Genomic DNA, 21,391 nt, shown 5'->3' on the forward strand with positions numbered 1-21,391 from the left:
CCCTAACTCCACTCGAAACACAGGCAATGGGTTAACGTCGCACGGGCGGTTACTCCGCCGCAAGCGGCTTTGTCGCCTCCGCCTTGAGCTCGGCCCGGGTCTTGGGCTTAGCCTTAATTCTCAGCTCCTCGAGATCCTGCCGGTCGCGCACGCTGTTGCGGAAAATCTGATCTTTTCCGGGCAGATATTGCGGGGGACAGAAGGCGTCGTTTGCCCCGTACCAGGCCGCCGCCTTCATGGTGAAAAAGGGATCGACAAGATGGGGACGGCCGAGGGCGACGAGATCAGCCCGGCCGGCGGCCAGAATGGTGTTGGCCTGGTCCGCCGTGGTGATGTTGCCGACGCACATCGTGGCGACGCGCGCCTCGTTTCGGACCTGGTCGGAGAAAGGCGTCTGGAACATGCGCCCGTAGACCGGCTGCGAATCGCGCACGGTCTGGCCGGTCGAGACGTCGACGAGATCGACACCCGCCTCGGCAAAGGCCCGTGCGATGGCGACGGCATCATCGCCGGTAATGCCTCCGTCAGCCCAATCGGTCGCGGAGATGCGCACCGACATCGGCTTGTGTGATGGCCACACCGCGCGCAGCGCTTCGAAGATCTCGAGCGGGAACCGCAGACGGTTGGCGAGCGAGCCGCCATATTCGTCGTTGCGGGTATTCGTCAGCGGCGAGATGAAGCTCGCGAACAGATAGCCGTGGGCGCAGTGCAATTCGAGCATGTCGAAGCCGCAGCGCTCGCCGCGCTCGGCCGACGCGACGAAAGACTCCCTCACCGCATTCATGCCGGCGCGGTCGAGCTCGCGCGGCACCTGACTGTCGGGGTAATAGGGCAGCGGCGATGCCGAAATGATCTCCCAGCCGCCCTGCTCCAGCGGACGGTCCATGCCGTCCCACATCAATTTGGTCGCGCCCTTGCGGCCGGCGTGACCCAGTTGCAGGCAGATCTTCGCGGCCGAGTTGCCGTGGACGAAATCCACGATGCGTCGCCAGGCGGCCTCCTGCTCGTCGTTCCACAGACCAGCGCAGCCGGGCGTGATCCGGGCGTCACGGCTGACGCAGGTCATCTCGGTGAAGATCAGGCCGGCGCCGCCGATCGCGCGCGAGCCGTAATGCACCAGGTGGAAATCAGTCGGCACACCTTCCTTCGCCGAATACATGCACATTGGCGACATCACCGCGCGATTGGCGAGCTTCATCTCACGCAGGCGGAACGGCTGGAACAACGGGACGATCGGTCGATCGGTGTCGACATCGAAGCCGCTGCTGCGCACCTGCCTTGCAAACGATTTGTCGACCTCCGCCACGAAATCGGGCGCGCGAAGCTTGAGATTGTCGTAGGTGATCGCCTTCGAGCGCGTCATCACGCCGAAGGCGAACTGAACCGGATCGAAATCCCAGAAGCGGTCGACATGCTCGAACCAGACCAGCGAAACGTCGGCGGCATGCTGCGTCTTCTCGACCTCCTCGCGGCGGCCGTGCTCATAGACTTCCAGCGCCGCCTTGATGCTGGGCGCCTTCTCCATGGCTTCGGCCAGCGCGATGGCGTCTTCCATCGCGAGCTTGGTGCCTGAGCCAATGGAGAAATGTGCGCTCGCCTTGGCGTCGCCGAGCAGCACCATGTTGTCCTTGACCCAGCGCTTGCTGCGGATCATCGGGAAGTTGCGCCACATCGAGCGGTTCGTCAGCAGCTTGTGCCCACCCAGGAACCAACCGAAGATGTCGGCCATCCGCGCGGCGGACTGAGTCTCGTCGAGACCCGTCAGCCCCGCGCGTTCGAACGTCTTGGGATCGGTCTCGAAGATCCAGGTCGAGTGCCCGGCCTCGTACTGATAGGCATGGGCGATGAACGGCCCCCACTCCGTCTCCTGGAAGATGAAGGTGAAGGCATCAAGCGGCCTGGTCGAGCCCATCCAGGCGAACTTGTTGGCGCGCAGGTCGAGCTCCGGCTGGAAATGATCGACGTATTTCTCGCGGAAACGGCTGTTGATGCCGTCGGCGAGCAGGATGAGATCGGCATCGGCGAAGCGGGTTTCGTCGTCGATATCGACCTCGAACTGCAAGGTGACACCAAGCTCGCGTGCACGCTCCTGGAGGATCAGAAGCAGCTTCTGCCGCGAGCAGCCACAGAAGCCGTTGCCGCCGACGCGGTGCACGGTGCCGCGGAAGTGCACGGCGATGTCGTCCCAGTAGGCGAACTCCTGGGTGATGCGGCGATAGCTCGGAAGATCGCGCTTCTCGAAATTGTCGAGCGTCGCATCCGAGAACACCACGCCGAAGCCGAAGGTGTCGTCGGCCCGATTGCGCTCATAGACCGTGATGTCCGAGGCCGGACGCTGCTTCTTGAGCAGGATCGCAGCATAGAGACCCGCAGGTCCGCCACCGATGATCGCGACTTTCATGGGAGCCTCGCCACTTCACCCGGCCAGGAAAACTATTTTAAGCCTAAAATAGTTTCTCGCAAGTCCCCCTCTCTGGATTTGCTGCAGATAATTGCGACCGGGCTCAGTCGCCCTTGAAGATCGGCTTGACCTTGTTGGAGAAAGCCTCGAAGGCGCGCTCGAAATCCGCCGTGGTCATGCACAGGGCCTGGGCAACGGCCTCCGCCTCGATCGCTTCCTCCACCGACATCGCCCATTCCATCGCCAGCATCCGCTTGGTCATGGTGTTGGCGAAGGTCGGGCCTTCCGCGACCTGCCTGGCCAGAACCTGCGCCTGGGGCAGCACCTGCTCCGGCGTGACGATGCGGCTGAAGAAGCCCCAGCGCTCGCCCTCTTCCGCAGTCATGAACCGGCCGGTGTAGAGCAGCTCAGAGGCGCGGGACTGCCCGATGATCCGCGGCAGGATGGCGCAAGCGCCCATGTCGCAGCCCGCCAGCCCCACCTTGTTGAACAGGAACGCCACCTTCGCCCCGCTCGCCGCAAGGCGCATGTCCGATGCCATGGCGATGATCGCCCCGGCGCCGGCGCAGATGCCCTCGACGGCGGCCACGATCGGCTGCGGACACGCCCGCATCGCCTTGACGAGATCGCCGGTCATGCGCGTGAAGCCGGTCAGCCCCTTGGTGTCCATCTTCACCAACGGGCCGATGATCTCGAACACGTCCCCGCCGGACGAGAAATTGCCGCCGGCACCCGTGACGACGATGGACTTGACCGCGTCGTCAAAGGCGCAGGCGCGGAAGAAATCGGTCAGCTCCCGATAGCTCTCGAAGGTCAGCGGATTCTTTCGCTCGGGGCGGTTGAGCGTGACCGTCGCAACGCCGTCGACCACGGCCAGCAGGAAGTGCTGCGGCGAGTAATCCGCAAGCGGCACGGTGACAGGATTGGCTGGTCTGCTCATGGGATCTCCTTGGTTCTGTTGTTCCGTGCCTGCACCAGGCAGCGCTACAACTCGCCGCCGGCAACGGCGATCGCCTGCCCGGTGATCGCACCGGCGCCCTCGCCGCAAAGCCAGAGCACCGCGTCGGCCACCTCCTGCGGCGTGATGAGTCTTCCTTGCGGATTATGCTTCGCGAGCTCGGCAATCGCCTGCTCGCGGGTTCGGCCGGTCTTCTTCATGATATTGTCGATACTGCCGGCGACCAGATCGGTGTCGGTGAAGCCCGGACACACCGCATTCACGGTGACGTTGCTTCCAGCCATCTCGAGGGCAAGGGAACGCACGAGGCCGATCACGGCGTGCTTGGCCGCCGCATACGCGCTGACATAGGCGTAGCCTTTGAGCCCGGCCGTGGACGCCACCGCGACGATGCGACCGTAGGGGCGATCCTTCATGCCCGGCAGCACGGCCTGGATGGCATGCACGACGCCCATGAAATTGACATCCATCATCCGGCTGAAGAGTGCGCTGTCGGATTTCGCGAACGGCGCCGATTCAGCGCTGCCCGCGTTGGCGATCAGGATGTCGATCGGCTTGCGCGCACTTGCCCCGGCGATCGCGGCCTTCAGAGATGCTTCGTTCGAGACATCAGCGACAGCCGCAAAGTGCGCGTCACCTGCATTGACCGCCTCGTCGAGAACCGCCGCGTTCCGGCCAAGCACCGCTACGGTTGCGCCGGCGCTGACGAGAGAGGAAGCGATCGCTCGGCCGATGCCGCGCCCTCCACCGGTGACCAGCGCGTGCGGCGAATGCGGCAATCCGGACATGCGCTGGCTCCCTCAGATTTCGTGATCGTGCTCCCGATATATTTTAACCTTCAACTTTTTGCAACGAAAGCCGCGCTCGGCCGGCGGATGCCGCCGCATGAGACGGCCCGAAAATTGCTTTAAGTATAAAATTATCGCTTCCCATCCCCGAAAGGCCTGTTAGCATCGAAGGGCCAGCAGAAGGATGTCGCGTGTCGCAGCCTGTGCCAATGACAACAAAGGACGGACGCTTCGCCTACGAAGCCGCGGGCGAACCGGGCGCGATATCGCTGATCTTCCTGCACGGCATCGGCGGGGCGGCGCGGGCCTGGCGGCGGCAGCTTGGCACATTCGGAGGCCGCTTCCACGCGATCGCATGGGACATGCCCGGTTATGGCGGATCGGCGCCGCTTGCGAGCGTCAGTATCGCTGCCCTGGCGGAGGCGCTGCAGCAATTCATCGAGCAACTCGGCGTCAGCAGGCCTGTTCTGGTCGGCCATTCCATCGGCGGCATGATTGTTCAGAACTGGCTGGTTCAGTCCCCCAAACTGGCACGCGCAGTCGTGCTGGCGCAGACCAGCCCTGCGTTCGGAAAGGCGGACGGCGACTGGCAGAAATCGTTTATCGCAGCGCGGCTGGGACCGCTCGATCGCGGGGAGACGATGAAGTCGCTGGCGCCTTCGCTGGTGAAGGAGCTTGTCGGCGACGATCCCGATCCGAACGGGATGGAGGTTGCCCGCGAATGCATGGGGAGCGTGCCCGAAGCAAGCTATCGCGCCATGATGCTGGCTCTCATCGGCTTCGATCAGCGCAGCACGCTCGGGAACATTTCCGTCCCGACACTGCTGCTGTCGGGCTCCAAGGACAATAACGCGCCTGCGCGGATGATGGCAAAGACGGCGACCTTTATTCCGGGAGCTGAATATGTCGAGCTCGCCGGCGTGGGCCATCTCGCCAATCTCGAACGCCCCGACGCCTTCGACGAAGCTCTCGGCCGGTTCCTGAACTCTCTCGCGACCAAGGCCTAAGGTGACTGCGCGATGACCATACAAGGTGGCAAGACGATTGGGACGACCAACAAGGTGGCTCTGGATGCGCTGATCTTCGATCCCGCTGCGTTCCGCTTGAACGACGAGCAGGCCGGCATCATCACCTGTGCGAGAGAGATCGGCCAGACCGTGTTTGCCGGCCGGGCCGCCACTTACGATCGCGAGGCGACTTTCCCGACTGAAAATTACCGCGATTTGCATCGCGTCGGCCTGCTCGGCATCGCCGTGCCCAAGAGGCACGGCGGCCTCGGCGCCAATTACCAGACCTATGCCCTGGCGGCAGCCGAGATCGGCCGCTATTGCGGCGCCACCGCGCTGACTTGGAACATGCACGTCTGCTCGACCCTGTGGTCGGGTCCCCTCGCCGACGATCTCGACATGGATGCGGAGACGCGCGCTGAGCACGAGCGGCGGCGCGCGGTCCACTACAAGCGCATCGTCGAGGATGGCGCGATCTATTCGCAGCCCTTCTCAGAAGGCGGCGCAGCTGCCGCCGGCGGGGTCGCATTCGGCACGGAAGCAAGGCCGGTCACGGGCGGTTGGATCGTCAACGGAAAAAAGATCTTTGCCTCGCTCTCGGGCCACGCCGACTATTACGGCGTGCTTTGCACCGAGATCGAGGAAGGCGAGAAGGCCTCGCGCCGCAACACGCTTTACCTGGCCATATCAGCCAAATCAGAAGGCGTCTCGATCGTCGGTGACTGGGATCCGCTGGGCATGCGCGGCACGGTTTCGCGGACCCTGCTGTTCAAGGACGTGTTCGTGCCGGAAGATTCAGCGCTGATGCCGCGCGGCGTATATTTCCAGGCCGCAATGCGCTGGCCGCACATGTTCCTGACGCTGTCGCCGACCTATATGGGCCTGGCGCAAGCCGCCTACGACTTTACCGTGCGTTACTTGCGCGGCGAAGTCCCTGGCATGCCGCCGGTCAAGCGGCGGATGTACCCGACCAAGCAGATTGCGGTGGCGCAGATGCAGATCAAGCTGGAGCAAATCAAGGGGATCTGGTTCCAGGCCGTGACCGAGGCGCGCGCCAATCCGACCAAGGAGCAGGTGCTGCGCGCCTATGCTGCGCAATATTCGGTGATGGAGGGCGCCAATGAGCTCGCCGCGCTCGCGATCCGCACCTGCGGCGGCCAGGCCATGCTTCGCTCGCTGCCGCTGGAGCGGATCTATCGGGACAGCCGCTGCGGCTCGCTGATGCTGCCCTGGACCGCCGAGCTCTGCCTCGACCGGATCGGGCGCGAAGCGCTGTACGAGGCCGGTGAAACGGACGACTGACCGTGGACCTCTGTAGCCTGATCGACCGCAACGCGGCGTTCGCGCCAGACAAGACGGCCATTGCCTTCGAAGGGAAGCGGCTGAGTTACGCGGCATTCGCCGCACGGATCGAACGAAGCGCGACCGCCTTGAAGCGGGAGCTCGGCGTCGGCCGCGGCGACCGCATCGCGATTCTAAGCCTGAACCGGCCGGATTATCTGGTTCTGCTTTACGCCTGCGCGCGGCTCGGCGCGATCCTGGTGCCGCTGAACTGGCGACTGGCCGTCGCCGAGCAGCTGTTCATCCTCGGCGATGCCGGCGCCAAGGTCCTGGTGCTCGAGCAGGCGTTTTCCGGAGTACTTGCCGAGCTGGGGCAGACCGCGGTGGGGACATCCGTCGTCGGCTTCGACTTCACGCCGCCTCGCGGCACGACGTTCGAGGATTTGCTGGCCCGCGATGACGGCACGAGCCGGAATCCGCACACCGACCTCTCCTGCCCGCTGCTCATCGTCTACACGTCCGGCACGACGGGCCGGCCAAAGGGAGCGGTGCTGCGCCAGGAGGCGCTGTTCTGGAACGGCGTCATGAGCCAGCACATGCACAACATGACATCCGACGACCACGTGCTGACCGTGCTGCCGTTCTTCCACGTCGGCGGCCTCAACATCCAGACCACGCCTGCGCTCCATTTGGGCGCGACGGTCACGGTGCATGCGCGCTTCACGCCGGACGCCGCGCTTGCGGCCATCGAAAGGGAACGGCCGACACTCACGGTGATGGTGCCTGCGATCCTCCAGGCGGTGAGCGAGCATCCTGCCTGGGCGCCCTCTGATCTTTCGTCACTCAGGGCCGTCGCCACCGGCTCGACCATCGTGCCGCCGCACCTGATCGAGCGCTTCGTCGCGCGCGATGTCCCGGTGCTTCAGGTCTATGGCTCGACCGAAACCTGCCCGATCGCCGTCTACACGCGGCTTGGCGGCGATCTCTCGCGCCCGGGATCGACCGGCCTTGCCGGCCTGTGCTGTGAGGCAAAGGTGATCGACCAGGCCGGCAACGAACTGCCCGCGGGCACGCCGGGCGAGATCGCGGTGCGCGGTCCCAACGTGTTCTTCGAATATTGGGGCAACGAGGCCGCGACGCGCGACGCGCTGCACGACGGCTGGTATCGCACAGGCGATATCGGCCTGTGCGACGCCGACGGCTATTTCTGGGTCCGCGACCGGAAGAAGAACATGATCATTTCAGGCGGAGAAAACATCTACCCGGCCGAGGTCGAGCGAGTCCTGCTCGAACACCCCGATGTCAGCGAATGCGCCGTGATCGGCCGGCCCGACCCGCGCTGGGATGAGGTGCCGATCGCCTATGTCATTGCGAGATCCGGCTGCCGGCTCGAAGTGGGCGAGTTGAGGAAACATCTTCAGGCGCAACTCGCGCGCTACAAGGTTCCGCGCGAGATCGTTTTCGTCACCGACCTGCCGCGCACGGCGCTAGGCAAGGTCCAGCATTTCCTGCTGAAGCAGCTTGATGCGCAATCGCGCGCGCAAGGAGAAGCATCTTGAAGATCGCGGTTCTGGGTGGGGGAAACGGCTCTTTCGCGGCCGCGGGCGATTTTGCACTGTCTGGGCATGAGGTGCGGCTCTGGCGCCGCGATGCCGATCAGGTCGCGGCGCATCGCGCCGCCGGCTCGCGCATCCTGGTCAAGGATCACAACGGCCGCCACGACGTGAAGCTGGCGCTGGTCACGACCCACATGGCGGACGCCATCGATGGCACGGAGTTGATCCTGTGCCCGGCTCCTGCCTTCGCGCAAGCAGATATCGCTCGCCTGCTCGCGCCGCGTCTGCGCGACGGTCAGGTCATATTTCTGCCGCCGGCAACATTCGGCTCGATGATTCTCGCCCAGGCTGCGCGAGATGCCGGCAACCGCGCCAAGGCCAGCTTTGCCGAAACGGGCACGCTTCCGTGGCTGACCCGCAAGCACGGACCGTTCGAGGTCGCGATCACCATCCGCGCCAAGCGGCTGCCGGTCGGCGTGTTCCCGCTCGATCAGGCGCCGCATGCGCTCGAAGTGATCGGACGCGCTTTCCCGGGCGTTATCGAACCGTGCGGAGATGCACTCTCAGGCGCACTGATGAATGCCGGCCCGATCATCCATCCGCCGTTGATCATGATGAACGCCGGCCCGATCGAGCATTTCGAACGCTGGGACATTCACAAGGAAGGCACGCAAGCCGCGATCCGCAGGGTCACTGACGCGCTCGACGCAGAACGCATCGCGGTGCGCGAAGCACTCGGCTACGGCGCGCCGCATTTCCCGCTCGCTCATCACTACGCGGAAGAAGGCGAGATCTGGATGTATGGTCGCGGCTCGCACGACCGGCTGACCGATTCCGGTGATTGGCGCGAGCGGATCGTGCTGACCGAGCACCGCTACATGCGCGAGGATCTGCGGCTCGGGCTGTCGCTGCTGGTTTCGGTCGCCGGTCTGGCTGGCGTGGCCACGCCGCTGGCGAAAGCGTTCCTGTCGATCGGCGGCGCGGTCTGCGGCGAAGATTTTGCGCGACGTGGCCGAACGCTCGAGACGCTCGGGCTGGGCCATCTCAGCAAGGCTGAATTGCAGACGCTGCTCCGCAATGGATTCTGATCAATGAATAGTCGCGTCAGTATCGCCTGTCTCGGGGCTGGCCGCATGGGCCGCGGCATCGCCGTCGCGTTCGCCTACGCCGGGCACAAGGTCACGATGATCGACGTCAAGGCTCGGTCCGCGATGGACTTTGCCCAGCTAGAGGCCGACGCACTCGGCGAAGTCAGGAAGACCTTCACCAGCCTGTCAAAGCTGGGGCTGCTGACCGAGGCAGATGTTGATCCGCTGATCGCGCGGGTCTCGGTGGTGCCGGCGAGCCGGAGCGGCGCAGCGTTGGCTGACGCCGGAATGGTTTTCGAGGGCGTTCCTGAAGTCGTCGAGCTCAAGCGCGAGGTGCTGGGGGCGGCGTCAAAGCAGGTCGGCCCTGACACGATCATCGCGTCGACGACCTCGACCATCCTCGTCGACGATCTCTCGGGCGCGATCGTGAACCCGCGCCGCTTTCTCAATGTGCACTGGCTCAACCCGGCTTATCTCATCCCGCTGGTCGAGGTTTCGCCCGGCAAGGCGACGGACCCGGCCGTCATCGACGAGGTCAAGACGCTGCTCGAAGGCATCGGGAAGGTGCCTGTGGTCTGCGCCGCCACACCGGGTTTCATCGTCCCCCGCATCCAGGCGCTGGCAATGAACGAGGCCGCGCGCATGGTGGAGGAAGGCGTCGCCAGCGCCGAAGAGATCGACAAGGCTATTCGCTACGGCTTCGGCTTCCGCTACGCCGTGCTCGGGCTGCTCGAATTCATCGATTGGGGCGGCGGCGATATCCTGTACTATGCCAGCCGTTACCTTGAAGGCGCGCTCGGCAGCGACCGCTATCGCGCGCCGGAGGTCATTTCCCGCAACATGCATGAAGGCCGGATCGGCCTGCGCACGGGCGCCGGCTTCCTGGACTATTCCGGGATGGATGTCGATGCTTATCGCGTGAAGCGGTTGCAAGCCATGGTCGACCTGCTCCGGCACTTCGACCTCGCTCGGCCGCCCGTGCTCGACCGAGGCTAGCCGAAGACGTCCTGAAGTACGCCGTCGCGCACCACCGCAACGCCGTCGAGCTCGATCGTCGTTCCCATCATCGGCAGATCGAAGTGTCCCGCCGTGTAGCGCCCGGCGAATTCATTGGCGCCGGTCGAGAACAGGAAGTTGCCGGAGACGGCCCGAATTTCGGTGCCGTTGGTATCGCGCTGGTCGTACATGGATAGCGCCTCATAGCGCGCACCGGGATTCATACCGAAGCCGACATGCGACACGGCGTAGGCTTCGCGGTCGCCCCAGGCGGCGAGATAGGCACGCATCATCGCAGCATCCGTGCCCTCGCCGTCCAGCTCGACGACATAATCGTCCTTCAGCGTCATCTTCACCGGCGAGGCCAGGTACCGTTTAAAGGTCAGGTTGATGTCGCCGGGCGCCATCACCAGCGTGCCGTTGATGGTCCCGCTCTTGGGGAAGCTGACGACAATTCCACCGGGCCAATGCGCCAGCGTGCCGGGCTTGTCGGTCCAGCCCCACACACCGACCGTGGAGGCGCCGACCATGTCGACGTCGAGAGCCGTGCCGGCCTTCGAGGTGACACGCATGCGCTTGGTTCCGCGCAGCATCTTGGCCGCGGCACGAACACGCTTTTCGAGCGCGGAATCTGGCACCATGCGCTCCAGCGCTTCGGGATGCTCGTTGGAGATCACCAGGATCCGCGCGCCGGCTTTGAGGATCTCCGGCGTCTCGACCGCGTGCATGAGGCCTTCGATCGTGCAATCCACCACGAAGCCCGCCTGCTGAAGCGCGGTGATGACCGGGCCAAGCCGCTGGATTACCTCACTCGCCCCGGTCGAGCGTACCGGGACGATATTCCGGTTACGCGGAGTCGGCATCATCACATGAAACGGACGCGCCCCCATGCGCAGCAGGGCCAGTTCCGCAAGATGCACGTTCAACGCACGCGACTGGGTTTCCGAGAGGATCGCGGCGGTATCACCAGCCTTGACGGCGCAACGCTCGAAGATCTCGCAAAACGCGTCGATCCATTTTGCTTCGATGCGATCAGCCAGCATGGTCCACTCCCGGTCTTCTGGATTCTTGATTGTTACGCCTCGGGGAAGCCCCTGAGCAAGTACGAGCGCACGAGTCCGAGCAGCCCGTTCAGGACCAAGCCCAGGAGCGAGATCGTGATCAGCGGCACGAACATGTCGACGGCCTGGAAGGTTCGGGCCGCAGTCACCAGCGCGTGCCCCAATCCGTCCGTCGACGTGATCATTTCGGCCAAAAACACCACGATGCAGGAAATGACAAGGCCGATCCGGCACCCGGTCAGGATCGACGGCATCGCCGCCGGCAGCACCACCTTGAAGAGAATTTCAAAGCGCGGCGTTCCCGCCGCCATGGCCGACCAGATCAGCTTCTGCTCGACGGTCGATGCACCGTAATAGGTCGACAGCAGGATCGGGAAAAGGGCATCGGCAGCCACCAATGTAATCTTCGATCCGTGGCCAAATCCGAGCAGCAGCAGCAAGGCCGGATAGAGCGCGACCTTGGGCAAAGGCGCCAGGACGCGTACGATCGGCCGAACCACGGCGTTGACCGCGGGACTGGCGGCAGCCGCGATACCGATGCTGACACCGAGCACGACAGCAATCGCGAAGCCGGCAAACAGCCTGATCAGGGTCGCCGCGATCTCCTGCTGGAACGTCGAAGTCACGAGTTGCTGGAGCAGCCGGCCGAAGACGAAGCCAGGCGGCGGCAGCAGAACTGCCGGTGCGAAGCCGAAAGACACCAGGCCTTGCCACAGTGCGATCACCAGTACGATCGGCGCGATCCCAACTACGACATTTGGGGAGAGAAACCGCGGCATCATGAGAAGCTCAGCGGCATGTCGAACTGAGGCTCGGACCAGCGCACGAGCCTGGCACGAACCCTTTCGAAAATCGCGTCGATGCAGATTCCCATCGCTCCCACGATGATGATCATCGCAAAAACGGTGTCGTATTGGCCCATGTCGAGCGCATTGAAAAGGATGTTCCCGGCGCCGGACTGCCGGGCAATCATTTCGCTGGTGATCATCGTGATCAGCGCCAGCACCAATCCCGTACGACACCCCGTCAGAATTTCCGGCAGCGCCGCCGGCAGCACGATACGCGCCAGGCGTTGCACCGGGGAGAGCCCCATCGCAGCGCCCGACCACAGCATCTTCTCTTCGACCGCCTTGGCGCCCTCGAAGCTGTGATAAATCACGGGTAGGCTGACGCCGAGGAAGATCACGAGCGTCTTCGTGACGTCGCCGACGCCCAGCCACAGCATGACGATCGGCATCAAGGCCGCCTTCGGAACCGGATAGATCACCATCAGGAGCGGATTGAAGAAGGCCGCAACTGCAGCGCTACGTCCCATCAAGAGGCCAAGTGGAATCGACACCAGCACGGCCGCGCCAAATCCCATCGCCATGCGCCGGAGCGAGGCCAGAATATTGACCAGGGATTCCTTGTCGCCAAGGATGTCCGGAATCGCTCTGATCGCTCCGATCGCACTCGGAAAGCTGTCATTCTTCAGCGCCAGTGACGCGACCTGCCACACCACCAGCAATCCGATGCAGGCGAGCACCGGGGCAGCGCGCTTGGTCATGCCGGCTGGCGACATCATGCGGGCGCCCCGGCTTTGTCGCTCTCGTCGAACATGCGCTCGATATCGACGACGTACTTCTGGTAACGCGGATCGAGCAACAGCTCGTTGCGGCGGCGCGGCCGCGGCAGGTCGATGTCGATGACCTGCCGGATTCGCCCGGGCGATTTCGACATCATGACGACTTTGTCCGAGAGGAAGACGGCTTCGTCCACCGAATGGGTGACGAACAGCACCGTCTTGCGGTCGCGCTCCCAGATGTTCAGAAGATCGTTCTGCAGGCGCGTCCTTGTGTGAGCGTCGAGCGCCCCGAACGGCTCGTCCATCAGCAGCACTTCGGGATGGTAGGCAAGGGTCCGCGCCAGCGCCACGCGTTGCTTCATGCCGCCCGACAGCTCCTTGGGATAGAAGTTCTCGTAGCCCTTGAGGCCGACCATCTCGATCAGGGCCCGGCTCTGCGCTTCGGCCTCCGTGGCACGAATCCCTTGCTGACGCGGCCCATACATCACGTTGCCGAGCACGGTCTTCCAGGGAAACAGCGCAAACTCCTGGAACACTGGTCCGCGATCCGGACCGGGCCCCGTGATCGCCTGCCCCTTCATCTTCGCCGCGCCGCTGGTTGGACTGACGAAGCCGCCGACAATGTAGAGCAGTGTCGACTTTCCGCAGCCGGACGGGCCAAGGATGGAGACGAAAGCTCCCTCCTCGATCGTCAGCGAGATGTCCGAAAGCGCAACATGATCCTTGCGTGCCGAGGTCTGAAAGACCTGCGAGACGCCGTCGATCTCGATGATTGCGGAAGCCGGGTCTTGTTTCGTCACCGGTCTCACCCATTCGCTCGATCTCGCAGACACTATCGTCATCCCGTCTTCCGTCCTACTCGCACGAACATTGAGCGGCACGAGCTTAGCAAGAAGCCTGCCAGACAGGCTGTCGTTTTCGCACCCGTGCGGTGCGTCATTCGAACCACGGCCATTCTGCCGGGCCTTCGTGCGTCACGGCTCCGCCCGGCGCCTGCCCAACCAGCCGCGCATATTTTGCCAGCGCACCTGCACGGTGGCGTGGCGGGCGCGGCTTCCAATCGCGTCGCCGCGCGGCGAGCTCCTGTTCCTCGAGCAGGACATCCATCCGCCGATTTGCGGCATCGATCCGGATCCGGTCACCATTGCGGACGAGCGCCAGCGGACCGCCAACAAATGCCTCGGGGGACACGTAGCCGATGCACATCCCGCGGGTCGCGCCGGAGAACCGGCCATCAGTGATCAGCGCCACTTTCTCACCCATGCCCTGCCCATAGATCAGTGCGGTGACGCCGAGCATCTCGCGCATGCCGGGTCCGCCGACAGGCCCCTCATTGCGGATCACGAGAACCTCGCCCGCCTTGTAGCTGCGGTCACGAACAGCTGCGACGCAGGCTTCTTCATCCTCGAAAACGCGCGCCACGCCTTCGAAGACCTGGCTCTTCAGGCCCGCGACCTTTATCACCGCCCCATCGGGACAAAGGTTACCCTTCAGCACCGCGACGCCGCCGTCAGGCATGATCGGCGCGCGAGCCGTGTACACAATCTCTCCGTCGGGCGCGTTGGCCGCATCATACTCTTCGGCAAGTGTGCGGCCGGTGATGGACAAGCAGCCGCCATCGATATGACCGCTCTGGATCAGTTCGCGAATGATGACCGCAGCGCCGCCGATATCGTAGACATCCTTCGCCGTATACTTACCTCCGGGGCGCAGATTGCCGATCAACGGCGTCCTGGCAAAGACCTCACCCACATCATCGATGCTGAATGCAATCCCAGCCTCATTCGCGATCGCCGGCAGGTGCAGCGCGGCGTTGGTCGAGCCGCCCGTCGCTGCCACGATCGCTGCTCCGTTCTCGAGGGATTTCCGCGTCACGATGTCGCGCGGCAGCGGTCCGCCGCGGTCCAGCATTTCCATGATCAATCGGCCGGCTCGGCGCGAAATCTGCGCACGCTCGGAATAGACACCGGGCACCATCGAGACATTGGGAATGGTCAGCCCAACCGCCTCCGATACCATGCCCATGGTGTTCGCGGTGAACTGGCCGGCGCACGCACCGATCGTGGGCAGACACGCGCGCTCGATCCGTTCGAGGGTGGCGCCGTCGATCTCGCCAGTCATGAAGCTGCCGACAGCCTCATAGGAATCGAGCACCGTCAGCGTACGTCCGTCCACGCGCCCCGGCAGCGAGCTGCCGCCATAGATGAAAATGGATGGCACGTTGCAGCGGACCATTCCCATCATCACGCCAGGAAGGGTCTTGTCGCACCCGCCGTATCCGATCAGCGCATCGTAGGCCAGCCCATGGACCACGGCTTCGATTGAGTCGGCGATCAGCTCCCGCGAGAACAGGGAGAACTTCATCCCCTCATGATTCATGCTGATGCCGTCGGACACCGAAACAGTCGAAAACTCACGCGGTGTACCGCCGGCCTCCTCGATTCCGGTCTTGGCTGCAGCGACCTGGAAGTCGTGGGTCATGTTGCAGGGCGTCTGCTCCCCCTTCATGCTGACGATGCCCACCATTGGCTTCGCAATCGCAGCGTCGTTGAGCCCCATGGCGCGCATGAATGCACGATGCGGTGCTCGGTCGAGCCCATCCGTGGTGACCCGTGATCGCAACTTCTTCATATATGCATCTTCTTCATGCAGCGTGCCGGATAATCCGGAACGCCATGATGTTACGGTCGGTAATTCGCCCCGCTTCTATTGCAGCGGCGCGACGATCGACGGATGCTTGAACTGTGCGACATCCAGCTTCGGCAGCATTCCGGTCTCTGCATAGATATCCAGCATCTTCTGGATCGCCGGGAAGTTCGGCGCCGCACCCGGATCACGGCCAAAATCATTGTCCTTGAGCAGGTAGGTCTCGAGCACCGGGATGGGGGCTTTCAGCACTTCATTGACGACCTTGAGAGTTTCCTCGCGGTTCGCCAGCGCCTTCTTCATGCCCAAGGTGATATCGCGAACATAGGCCTTGACCAACTCGGGGTTCTTGTCGACGAAATCGGCACGGCAGGCTTCCAGGATGTGCACGATGTTCGGCATGGCCTGGGACAGCGAGAACAGCTTCCTTGTACCGCCCTTTGCCTCCGCGCGCGCAGCAAACGGCTGATTCATGTTGACCGCGTCGACGCGGCCTTGGCGCAGCGCGTCCTCGGAGACGGCAAAGCCGACCTCGACCAGCTTGATGTCCTTGGCCGGATCGACGCCATTCTGCTTCAAGAGCAGATTGAAAGGCCCTTGCGTGCCGCCACCGATCACGGAAATGCCGACCGTCTTGCCCTTGAGATCCGCGATCGTCTTGATGGGCGAGTCATCCATGACGGCCCAGTAGACCGAGAAACCGCCGGGCATCTCGAAAACGTGTTGCGCCACGATGTAGGCCTTGAGATTGCCGCCAACGACACCGTTGGAGAGCGAGAGCGGCGCCTGCGTCGCACAGTCCAACGCACCGGCCGCCAGGGCCTGCGTCATCGGCGCGGTGCCCTGGAATTGGGTCCACTCGATGTTGTAGGTCTTGCCGAGATTGGGAAATTCGGCCGGCCTGCGCATCATCCAGTACTTGGACTCCTCCGCAGGGATGGTCCAGCCGACACGGATCGTCTGCTGCCCCCATGATGGGCCTGCGCCCGCGCTCACGGCTGCTGCCGCCCCCAAAGCCAGGATCCACTTCGAAACGGTTCGCATCGTGCCACTCCGCTGCTCAGGCGCCGACCGGCGCCCCCCAACCCGACCGCCTGAAATGTTTCATGGTTCAAACAATCAGGCAAGCCATGCGAGCTGGGCGGTTTTGCCGTCCGATGCGCAATGTATGGTAAAGCGGCGTCCCATTGCGACATAAGGAGGCAACCTATGGCTGACGACAGCAAGGCAAACCCGCAACGCACCGAGAAGCTCGGCTATCTCGGCCTGGGACTTATGGGAACGCCGATGACCCGACGCCTGCTGAAGGCCGGCTATCAGGTCGCTGTCTGGAACCGCTCGGAGGGCAAGGTGGCGCCGCTCGTCCAGGCCGGCGCCAAGCGTGTGGACACGGCCCGTGATCTCCTGGCGAGCTCGGACATCGTCTTCATGTGCGTGACGGATGCGACGGCGGTCGAGGAGGTGATCTTCGGGCCCGAAGGTCTGGCAGCAGGCCCTGGCGCGGGCAAGCTTGTGGTCGACTTCTCGTCAATCCATCCAGACGCGGCGCGCGACCTCGCAACGCGATTGAAACACGCGAACGGGGCGGGCTGGATCGATGCGCCGGTGTCCGGGGGCACGAAGGGCGCCGAGGACGGCACGCTCGCCATCATGGCGGGAGGAGAAGCCGCCGACATCGAGAGAGTGCGGCCCTATGTTCTCGCCATGGCGCGCAGGTTCACGCACATGGGCCCGATCGGCGCCGGCCAGACCACAAAGCTGTGCAACCAGGTGATCGTCGGATGCGCGATGGCCGTGCTCGCGGAAGCAACACGCCTTGCCGTGAACGCCGGAATTGACGCCAACCGATTGCCCGAGGCGCTCGCCGGCGGCTTTGCGGATTCCATCCCGCTCCAGCTGTTCGTGCCGCGGATGGTCGAGGGCATTCACACCCCGCCGCTCGGCCACATCGCCACGATGCTCAAGGATCTCGACACGGTCGCCGATGTTGCACAGGCGACATCGACGCCGGTGCCGATGGCCGCGCTTGCCGGGCAGCTGTTCAGGCTGGCGAAGGCCGCGCGAGGTGCCGACGCGGACGCGCTGGAGATTTACAAGCTTTCGGCGGCAGAGCGCAAAGCTGTCTAGGGGCGCGTTACGGCACGTTCTTGCGCTCATCGTCGGCCATGAAGCGGCCGAACGCCCCTCGCGCAAAGAGCAGCGGCTCCTTCGCATTGTAGGTGTATGCCTCGACCGCGCCGAGAAAGATCACGTGGTCACCGCCGTAATAGCGATTCACGGAGCGGCATTGAAAGTTGGCGACGCTCTCGGCGAGCACTGGCGCGTTGCCGAGGCCGGGGGTCCAGTCGACGCCGGTGAACTTGTCGTCCGACGATTTTGCGAATTTGTTCGCAAGCGCCTGTTGCGAAGCGCCGAGAACGTTGACGCTGAAATGGCTGGCGTTCTGGAAGATGGTCAGGCTCGAGGAATAGACGACGAGGCTCCACAGAACCAGCGGCGGATTCAGCGAGACCGAGGCGAACGAATTGCATGTCAGCCCGTACGGTTTGCCGTCTGGTGCTGCCGCCGTGATGATCGTCACGCCCGTTGCATAAGTTCCGAGCGCGTTGCGAAAGTCACGGGGGTCGATCTGGGAGCTGTCGCTCGCGAACTCGTTGGCGGGATCCGGAGCGCGAGGCTGCTTCGGCAGGTCATTCATCGGCCGACCTCAAAGCGTGAGATTCTCGGAGGGCAGGCCGAGGGCCACCCGTCCGTAGTTGGTGCCGGCCGCATCGAAGTTGAATGCGAGATGTGAGTTGATCGCGTGCGCATCGCGGAACTGCCGCTGTAACACGCCGCTCGTGAACAGACCACGCGCGCCGCTGGCGGCAAACAGCATCGAGACCGCGTCCGTGCACAAGTTCACGGAAAAGGATCCGTCGCGGCGATATCTGGTTTTGGTCGCCATGTCAGGGATTTGGCCGACCCGTGCGTCCTCCATGGCATCGAGACAGGCCGATCGCATGATCAGCCGCGCAGCGTCGATCTTGGCCGAGGCCTCGGCGATCTTGATCTGCGTGCTTTGAAAATCGCTCAGCTTGGCGCGGTTGTAGGTCGAAACGCGATGACGCGCGACCTCCGTGTAATCGTCGAGGCATGCCTGTGCATTCCCCAGCGCGACACCGGAAAGGACGTAAGGAAACAGTGAGAAGACAGGCAGCGCATACAGAGGATTCGGATTGGCCGCGCTTCCCGGCGTCGGGCCACCCGAGAGGTCCCCTACGGCGACCGTCATATGGTCGGCCACGAAGGCGTCCCTGACCTCGACGTCGCAAGATCCTGTCCCGCGCAGTCCGGCGACGTTCCAGGTGTCCAGCACCTTGTAATCGCCGCTCGGTAGCAGAAAGATTCGATACTCGATGCCGTCGGCATCGTCGTCGGAATAGACCACGCTCGCAAGCATGTTCCATTCGCAGGAGGCAACGCCCGAGGAGAATGGCCAGCTGCCATGCAACTGGTATCCGCCCTTGACCCGCGTCGCGCGTCCGGCGGGAAAGATGAACGAGGACGCGATCAAAGCGTCCGGATTGCGGTCCCAGACCAGATCCTGCGCCGTTGGCTCGAACATGCCGAGCATCCAATGATGGCTCGCCAGATTGGCGAAATTCCAGGCGACCGACGCATCCGCGCGCCCGAGCAGCTCAGCGCAATCGACGAGAGCAACATAGTCGAGCTCGGCGCCACCAATCCGGGCCGGCTGCAGCATCCGGAATAGGCCGGCGTCGTGGAGATCCTTTTCGGTTTCCGGGGGAAGATGCCGCAGTTCCTCGGTCCGCGCCGCTCGCTCACGCAATTGCGGCAGGAGCGCCCGAGCCTTCGCGATCATTGACGCATATACCTCTCCGCCGGCTTGCAGGCCTGCGGGCTGCGTCATGCTCGGCTTCTGGCCAGGCGCCATTCGTGTCCCTCGCTTTCACACATTTATGCGGCGGTACCTTTGCCAAATCAAGCCGAGCCAGTGCCTCAAGTCGACTTCGGAGGCTTGACCGGGCCAAAGGCGCCCTTTTCGGCAAGATCCGCGATCCGACGCTCGTCGTAGCCGAGCGTATCCGGCAGGACCTGCATCGTATGTTGACCCAACAGAGGTGCCGCGACGGGATCGACCGCGCCTGTCAGGCTCATCGTAATCGGCGGCTCGATATTGGGCACCCATTCCGCTGTCGGGTGCGGAATCCGGTTCACTCGATGGCGCTCGCGAGCCTCGGGGGCGTTGAAGCCCTCCTCGACCGTCCGGAGATAGCCGACCGGGATATTGGCCAGCTTCATCTTCGCCATCCAGTTTTCGAGCGTATCGCTGGCGAAGACTTCGGCAATGGCTGCCCGCAGGAGCTCCTTGTTCTCCGAGCGGGCTTTGCGCGTCGCAAACTGCGGATCGGTGATGAGATCGGGCCGATTCAGCACCTCGACCACAAGGCGGCGGTAGAGCCGGTCGTTGGCGCAGGCCATGTAGAGCGGCCCATCTGAGGCCTCGTAGACGCCGACGGTGGGAGACCCGCTCGGCGAATTGCCGAACCTGCCGGGGTTTTCGCCGTTGATGAGGTAGGCCATGCCATAAAATCCGGTCATCCCCATCGCGACATCGAACAGCGCGACTTCGACACGTTGGCCACGACCAAGCCGCTCCCGCGCCAGCAGCGCCAGCAGGATGGCATTGCAGGCGGACATCCCCGTCGCCATGTCGACGATGGGCGGGCCGGTGCGAACCGCCGGGCCGTCGGCAAATCCGTTGAGCGACATGAAGCCGCTTTCCGCCTGCGTGATCGGATCGAAGCCTGGCCGCGAGGCAAACGGTCCGCTGCGTCCGTAGGCGGAGATCGAGCAATAGACCAGCCGCGGGTTGAGCGGCGCGACCGATTCATAGTCGAGCCCGAACTTCTTCATGACCCCGCTCGAAAAATTCTCAACGACCACATCTGCCTTGCGGATCAGGTCAAGCGCGATCTCGCGCGCCTCCGGCACGGCAAGATCGAGCGCGATGCCGCGCTTGTTGCGGTTCAGGCTGAGAAAGGCGGCGCTCTCGCCTCCAATCTCCGCGTGCTCATAGGCGCGCGTGTCGTCGCCGCCATCGGGATTCTCGATCTTGATGACGTGCGCACCGTAGTCGGCGAGCGTCTGGGTGCAGGCCGGACCGGCCACCACGCGCGTGAAATCGACGACCAATAGGCCATCGAGCGCGGTCGGGCCTCCCGTCCCTTGCGAGGCACGTACCGGCAATTGAGGCTTGGTGGGCATCGATCGCGCTCTCCCTTACATCGGCTTGTGGCCGCCGAATTTTCTGCAAGGGCAAACTTAAAGCCCGGCGCTGCCGACTTCGCAAGTCCCACGCCGGCATCGCTTCAATACGCAAAAAGGACCCGGCAGCCCCCAGGCTGCCGGGTCCTCGGACGTTCCAGGCACGTACTGGCCATTAGATAGACGGCGCGTTCCGTGCGGCGGCAAACCTGCTCAGTGCAGCCACTTTCGCCAATAAAGCGTATGCGCCCAGGCCCAAGGGGTCTCGGGCTCGAACAGCCGATAGCCGGCCTGAATGAAGTTGTTCGCCGATACCGGGTTGTCCGTCGTATCAGAGACGATGCTGTCCCATCCCATACGCCGTCCCCTCGCCTCGACCACACGCATCAATCTGCGCTGAAGGCCGCGTCCCCAATGCCGTTGCAACACGCCAACTCTGGAGAAATAGCCGCCATTTCGAACGTGCGTCGAGGGCACAACCCCGGAAGACGACTGCGTCCTCGTCATGATAAGCCAGCCGCCACGCGCCAAGGTCGAACGTGGGCATCGCCGCGGCAGCCAAGTCATGAGTCGATGCAGATCGCGAGGGTCTCGGCAACGTCGTCATCGGATCGACGATACGGATTCTGTACATGAGCCACTCATTGGGCAGCAGATCTTGATCGGGCGCGGAGCGGCGCTCTCATTTGCCGAGCACGACTTTGAGACCAAGCCGGACGTCACCCCACCGGCCCGTGGCAAGCGCCGATCGGCGCTCCCTAACGCGTATCAGGC

Annotated in this window: 19 protein-coding genes; 6 read left to right on the top strand and 13 right to left on the bottom strand. The window is 63.7% G+C overall.

The features are described from left to right. Window positions 1-49: 49 nt before the first annotated feature. The 3 genes from N2604_RS30200 to N2604_RS30210 form a co-directional block, all read right to left on the bottom strand. The gene (locus N2604_RS30200) at window positions 50-2,401 is read right to left on the bottom strand and encodes a bifunctional salicylyl-CoA 5-hydroxylase/oxidoreductase (RefSeq protein WP_260371681.1); all 2,352 of its coding nucleotides are present in this window, start codon (window positions 2,399-2,401) and stop codon (window positions 50-52) included. A gap of 103 nt (window positions 2,402-2,504) precedes the next feature. Further along, on the bottom strand, window positions 2,505-3,341 hold the full coding sequence (locus N2604_RS30205; protein WP_260371682.1) for an enoyl-CoA hydratase family protein: 837 nt from the start codon (window positions 3,339-3,341) through the stop codon (window positions 2,505-2,507). A 44-nt stretch (window positions 3,342-3,385) separates the two neighbouring features. Next, the gene (locus N2604_RS30210) at window positions 3,386-4,147 is read right to left on the bottom strand and encodes an SDR family NAD(P)-dependent oxidoreductase (protein ID WP_260371683.1); all 762 of its coding nucleotides are present in this window, start codon (window positions 4,145-4,147) and stop codon (window positions 3,386-3,388) included. Between the two features lie 209 nt (window positions 4,148-4,356). Between N2604_RS30210 and N2604_RS30215 the strand changes: the two genes are divergently transcribed. Genes N2604_RS30215 through N2604_RS30235 form a run of 5 tightly spaced genes read left to right on the top strand, consistent with a single transcriptional unit; the run spans window position 4,357 to window position 10,075 of the window. Then, entirely contained in the window at window positions 4,357-5,154 is a 798-nt protein-coding gene (locus N2604_RS30215; protein ID WP_260371684.1) for an alpha/beta fold hydrolase, read from the top strand. Window positions 5,155-5,166: 12 nt separating this feature from the next. Further along, complete coding sequence (locus N2604_RS30220; protein WP_260371685.1) at window positions 5,167-6,456, top strand: acyl-CoA dehydrogenase family protein; 1,290 nt, start codon at window positions 5,167-5,169, stop codon at window positions 6,454-6,456. A gap of 2 nt (window positions 6,457-6,458) precedes the next feature. Continuing rightward, on the top strand, window positions 6,459-7,994 hold the full coding sequence (locus tag N2604_RS30225; RefSeq protein ID WP_260371686.1) for a class I adenylate-forming enzyme family protein: 1,536 nt from the start codon (window positions 6,459-6,461) through the stop codon (window positions 7,992-7,994). Then, window positions 7,991-9,079 (top strand): NAD/NADP-dependent octopine/nopaline dehydrogenase family protein, encoded by a 1,089-nt coding sequence (locus tag N2604_RS30230; protein WP_260371687.1) that lies wholly within the window; start codon window positions 7,991-7,993, stop codon window positions 9,077-9,079. The genes N2604_RS30225 and N2604_RS30230 overlap by 4 nt, the downstream gene beginning before the upstream one ends. 3 nt (window positions 9,080-9,082) lie before the next feature. Further along, window positions 9,083-10,075 (top strand): 3-hydroxybutyryl-CoA dehydrogenase, encoded by a 993-nt coding sequence (locus tag N2604_RS30235; RefSeq protein ID WP_260371688.1) that lies wholly within the window; start codon window positions 9,083-9,085, stop codon window positions 10,073-10,075. On the opposite strand, the gene N2604_RS30240 is transcribed toward N2604_RS30235, so the two are convergent. The 6 genes from N2604_RS30240 to N2604_RS30265 form a co-directional block, all read right to left on the bottom strand. Next, window positions 10,072-11,118 (bottom strand): peptidase M29, encoded by a 1,047-nt coding sequence (locus tag N2604_RS30240; RefSeq protein ID WP_260371689.1) that lies wholly within the window; start codon window positions 11,116-11,118, stop codon window positions 10,072-10,074. The genes N2604_RS30235 and N2604_RS30240 overlap by 4 nt on opposite strands. A gap of 32 nt (window positions 11,119-11,150) precedes the next feature. Then, on the bottom strand, window positions 11,151-11,918 hold the full coding sequence (locus N2604_RS30245; protein ID WP_260371690.1) for an ABC transporter permease: 768 nt from the start codon (window positions 11,916-11,918) through the stop codon (window positions 11,151-11,153). Beyond that, window positions 11,915-12,700, bottom strand: coding sequence for an ABC transporter permease (locus N2604_RS30250; protein ID WP_260371691.1), 786 nt, complete (start codon window positions 12,698-12,700; stop codon window positions 11,915-11,917). The genes N2604_RS30245 and N2604_RS30250 overlap by 4 nt, the downstream gene beginning before the upstream one ends. Next, entirely contained in the window at window positions 12,697-13,542 is an 846-nt protein-coding gene (locus tag N2604_RS30255; RefSeq protein WP_260371692.1) for an ABC transporter ATP-binding protein, read from the bottom strand. Before N2604_RS30255 ends, N2604_RS30250 begins: the two co-directional genes overlap by 4 nt. A 94-nt stretch (window positions 13,543-13,636) precedes the next feature. After that, on the bottom strand, window positions 13,637-15,331 hold the full coding sequence (gene ilvD, locus N2604_RS30260; protein ID WP_260371693.1) for a dihydroxy-acid dehydratase: 1,695 nt from the start codon (window positions 15,329-15,331) through the stop codon (window positions 13,637-13,639). A 75-nt stretch (window positions 15,332-15,406) separates the two neighbouring features. Next, the gene (locus tag N2604_RS30265) at window positions 15,407-16,390 is read right to left on the bottom strand and encodes an ABC transporter substrate-binding protein (RefSeq protein WP_260371694.1); all 984 of its coding nucleotides are present in this window, start codon (window positions 16,388-16,390) and stop codon (window positions 15,407-15,409) included. A gap of 165 nt (window positions 16,391-16,555) precedes the next feature. Between N2604_RS30265 and N2604_RS30270 the strand changes: the two genes are divergently transcribed. Next, on the top strand, window positions 16,556-17,473 hold the full coding sequence (locus N2604_RS30270; RefSeq protein WP_260371695.1) for an NAD(P)-dependent oxidoreductase: 918 nt from the start codon (window positions 16,556-16,558) through the stop codon (window positions 17,471-17,473). Window positions 17,474-17,480: 7 nt separating this feature from the next. On the opposite strand, the gene N2604_RS30275 is transcribed toward N2604_RS30270, so the two are convergent. The 4 genes from N2604_RS30275 to N2604_RS30290 all read right to left on the bottom strand — a co-directional run bounded on the left by N2604_RS30275 (window position 17,481) and on the right by N2604_RS30290 (window position 21,184). Continuing rightward, the gene (locus N2604_RS30275) at window positions 17,481-18,044 is read right to left on the bottom strand and encodes a flavin reductase family protein (RefSeq protein WP_225152399.1); all 564 of its coding nucleotides are present in this window, start codon (window positions 18,042-18,044) and stop codon (window positions 17,481-17,483) included. 9 nt (window positions 18,045-18,053) lie between these two features. Continuing rightward, window positions 18,054-19,283, bottom strand: a complete 1,230-nt coding sequence (locus N2604_RS30280) for an acyl-CoA dehydrogenase family protein (protein ID WP_409241653.1) — start codon at window positions 19,281-19,283, stop codon at window positions 18,054-18,056. 65 nt (window positions 19,284-19,348) lie between these two features. Further along, the gene (locus N2604_RS30285; protein ID WP_260371697.1) at window positions 19,349-20,617 is read right to left on the bottom strand and encodes a CaiB/BaiF CoA-transferase family protein; all 1,269 of its coding nucleotides are present in this window, start codon (window positions 20,615-20,617) and stop codon (window positions 19,349-19,351) included. A 213-nt stretch (window positions 20,618-20,830) separates the two neighbouring features. Next, complete coding sequence (locus tag N2604_RS30290; protein WP_409241654.1) at window positions 20,831-21,184, bottom strand: GNAT family N-acetyltransferase; 354 nt, start codon at window positions 21,182-21,184, stop codon at window positions 20,831-20,833. Window positions 21,185-21,391 lie beyond the last annotated feature (207 nt).

Source organism: Bradyrhizobium sp. CB1015 (assembly GCF_025200925.1).
Classification (GTDB): Bacteria; Pseudomonadota; Alphaproteobacteria; order Rhizobiales; family Xanthobacteraceae; genus Bradyrhizobium.

What these genes read in the sequence shown, in the direction of transcription:
- N2604_RS30285 (WP_260371697.1), bottom strand. Translation starts at nt 20,617, where the DNA reads ATGCCCACCAAGCCTCAATTGCCGGTACGTGCCTCGCAAGGGACGGGA.
- ilvD (WP_260371693.1), bottom strand. Translation starts at nt 15,331, where the DNA reads ATGAAGAAGTTGCGATCACGGGTCACCACGGATGGGCTCGACCGAGCA.
- N2604_RS30265 (WP_260371694.1), bottom strand. Translation starts at nt 16,390, where the DNA reads ATGCGAACCGTTTCGAAGTGGATCCTGGCTTTGGGGGCGGCAGCAGCC.
- N2604_RS30255 (WP_260371692.1), bottom strand. Translation starts at nt 13,542, where the DNA reads ATGACGATAGTGTCTGCGAGATCGAGCGAATGGGTGAGACCGGTGACG.
- N2604_RS30220 (WP_260371685.1), top strand. Translation starts at nt 5,167, where the DNA reads ATGACCATACAAGGTGGCAAGACGATTGGGACGACCAACAAGGTGGCT.
- N2604_RS30270 (WP_260371695.1), top strand. Translation starts at nt 16,556, where the DNA reads ATGGCTGACGACAGCAAGGCAAACCCGCAACGCACCGAGAAGCTCGGC.
- N2604_RS30215 (WP_260371684.1), top strand. Translation starts at nt 4,357, where the DNA reads ATGACAACAAAGGACGGACGCTTCGCCTACGAAGCCGCGGGCGAACCG.
- N2604_RS30235 (WP_260371688.1), top strand. Translation starts at nt 9,083, where the DNA reads ATGAATAGTCGCGTCAGTATCGCCTGTCTCGGGGCTGGCCGCATGGGC.
- N2604_RS30275 (WP_225152399.1), bottom strand. Translation starts at nt 18,044, where the DNA reads ATGAATGACCTGCCGAAGCAGCCTCGCGCTCCGGATCCCGCCAACGAG.
- N2604_RS30290 (WP_409241654.1), bottom strand. Translation starts at nt 21,184, where the DNA reads ATGACTTGGCTGCCGCGGCGATGCCCACGTTCGACCTTGGCGCGTGGC.
- N2604_RS30250 (WP_260371691.1), bottom strand. Translation starts at nt 12,700, where the DNA reads ATGATGTCGCCAGCCGGCATGACCAAGCGCGCTGCCCCGGTGCTCGCC.
- N2604_RS30205 (WP_260371682.1), bottom strand. Translation starts at nt 3,341, where the DNA reads ATGAGCAGACCAGCCAATCCTGTCACCGTGCCGCTTGCGGATTACTCG.
- N2604_RS30210 (WP_260371683.1), bottom strand. Translation starts at nt 4,147, where the DNA reads ATGTCCGGATTGCCGCATTCGCCGCACGCGCTGGTCACCGGTGGAGGG.
- N2604_RS30280 (WP_409241653.1), bottom strand. Translation starts at nt 19,283, where the DNA reads ATGGCGCCTGGCCAGAAGCCGAGCATGACGCAGCCCGCAGGCCTGCAA.
- N2604_RS30240 (WP_260371689.1), bottom strand. Translation starts at nt 11,118, where the DNA reads ATGCTGGCTGATCGCATCGAAGCAAAATGGATCGACGCGTTTTGCGAG.
- N2604_RS30245 (WP_260371690.1), bottom strand. Translation starts at nt 11,918, where the DNA reads ATGATGCCGCGGTTTCTCTCCCCAAATGTCGTAGTTGGGATCGCGCCG.
- N2604_RS30200 (WP_260371681.1), bottom strand. Translation starts at nt 2,401, where the DNA reads ATGAAAGTCGCGATCATCGGTGGCGGACCTGCGGGTCTCTATGCTGCG.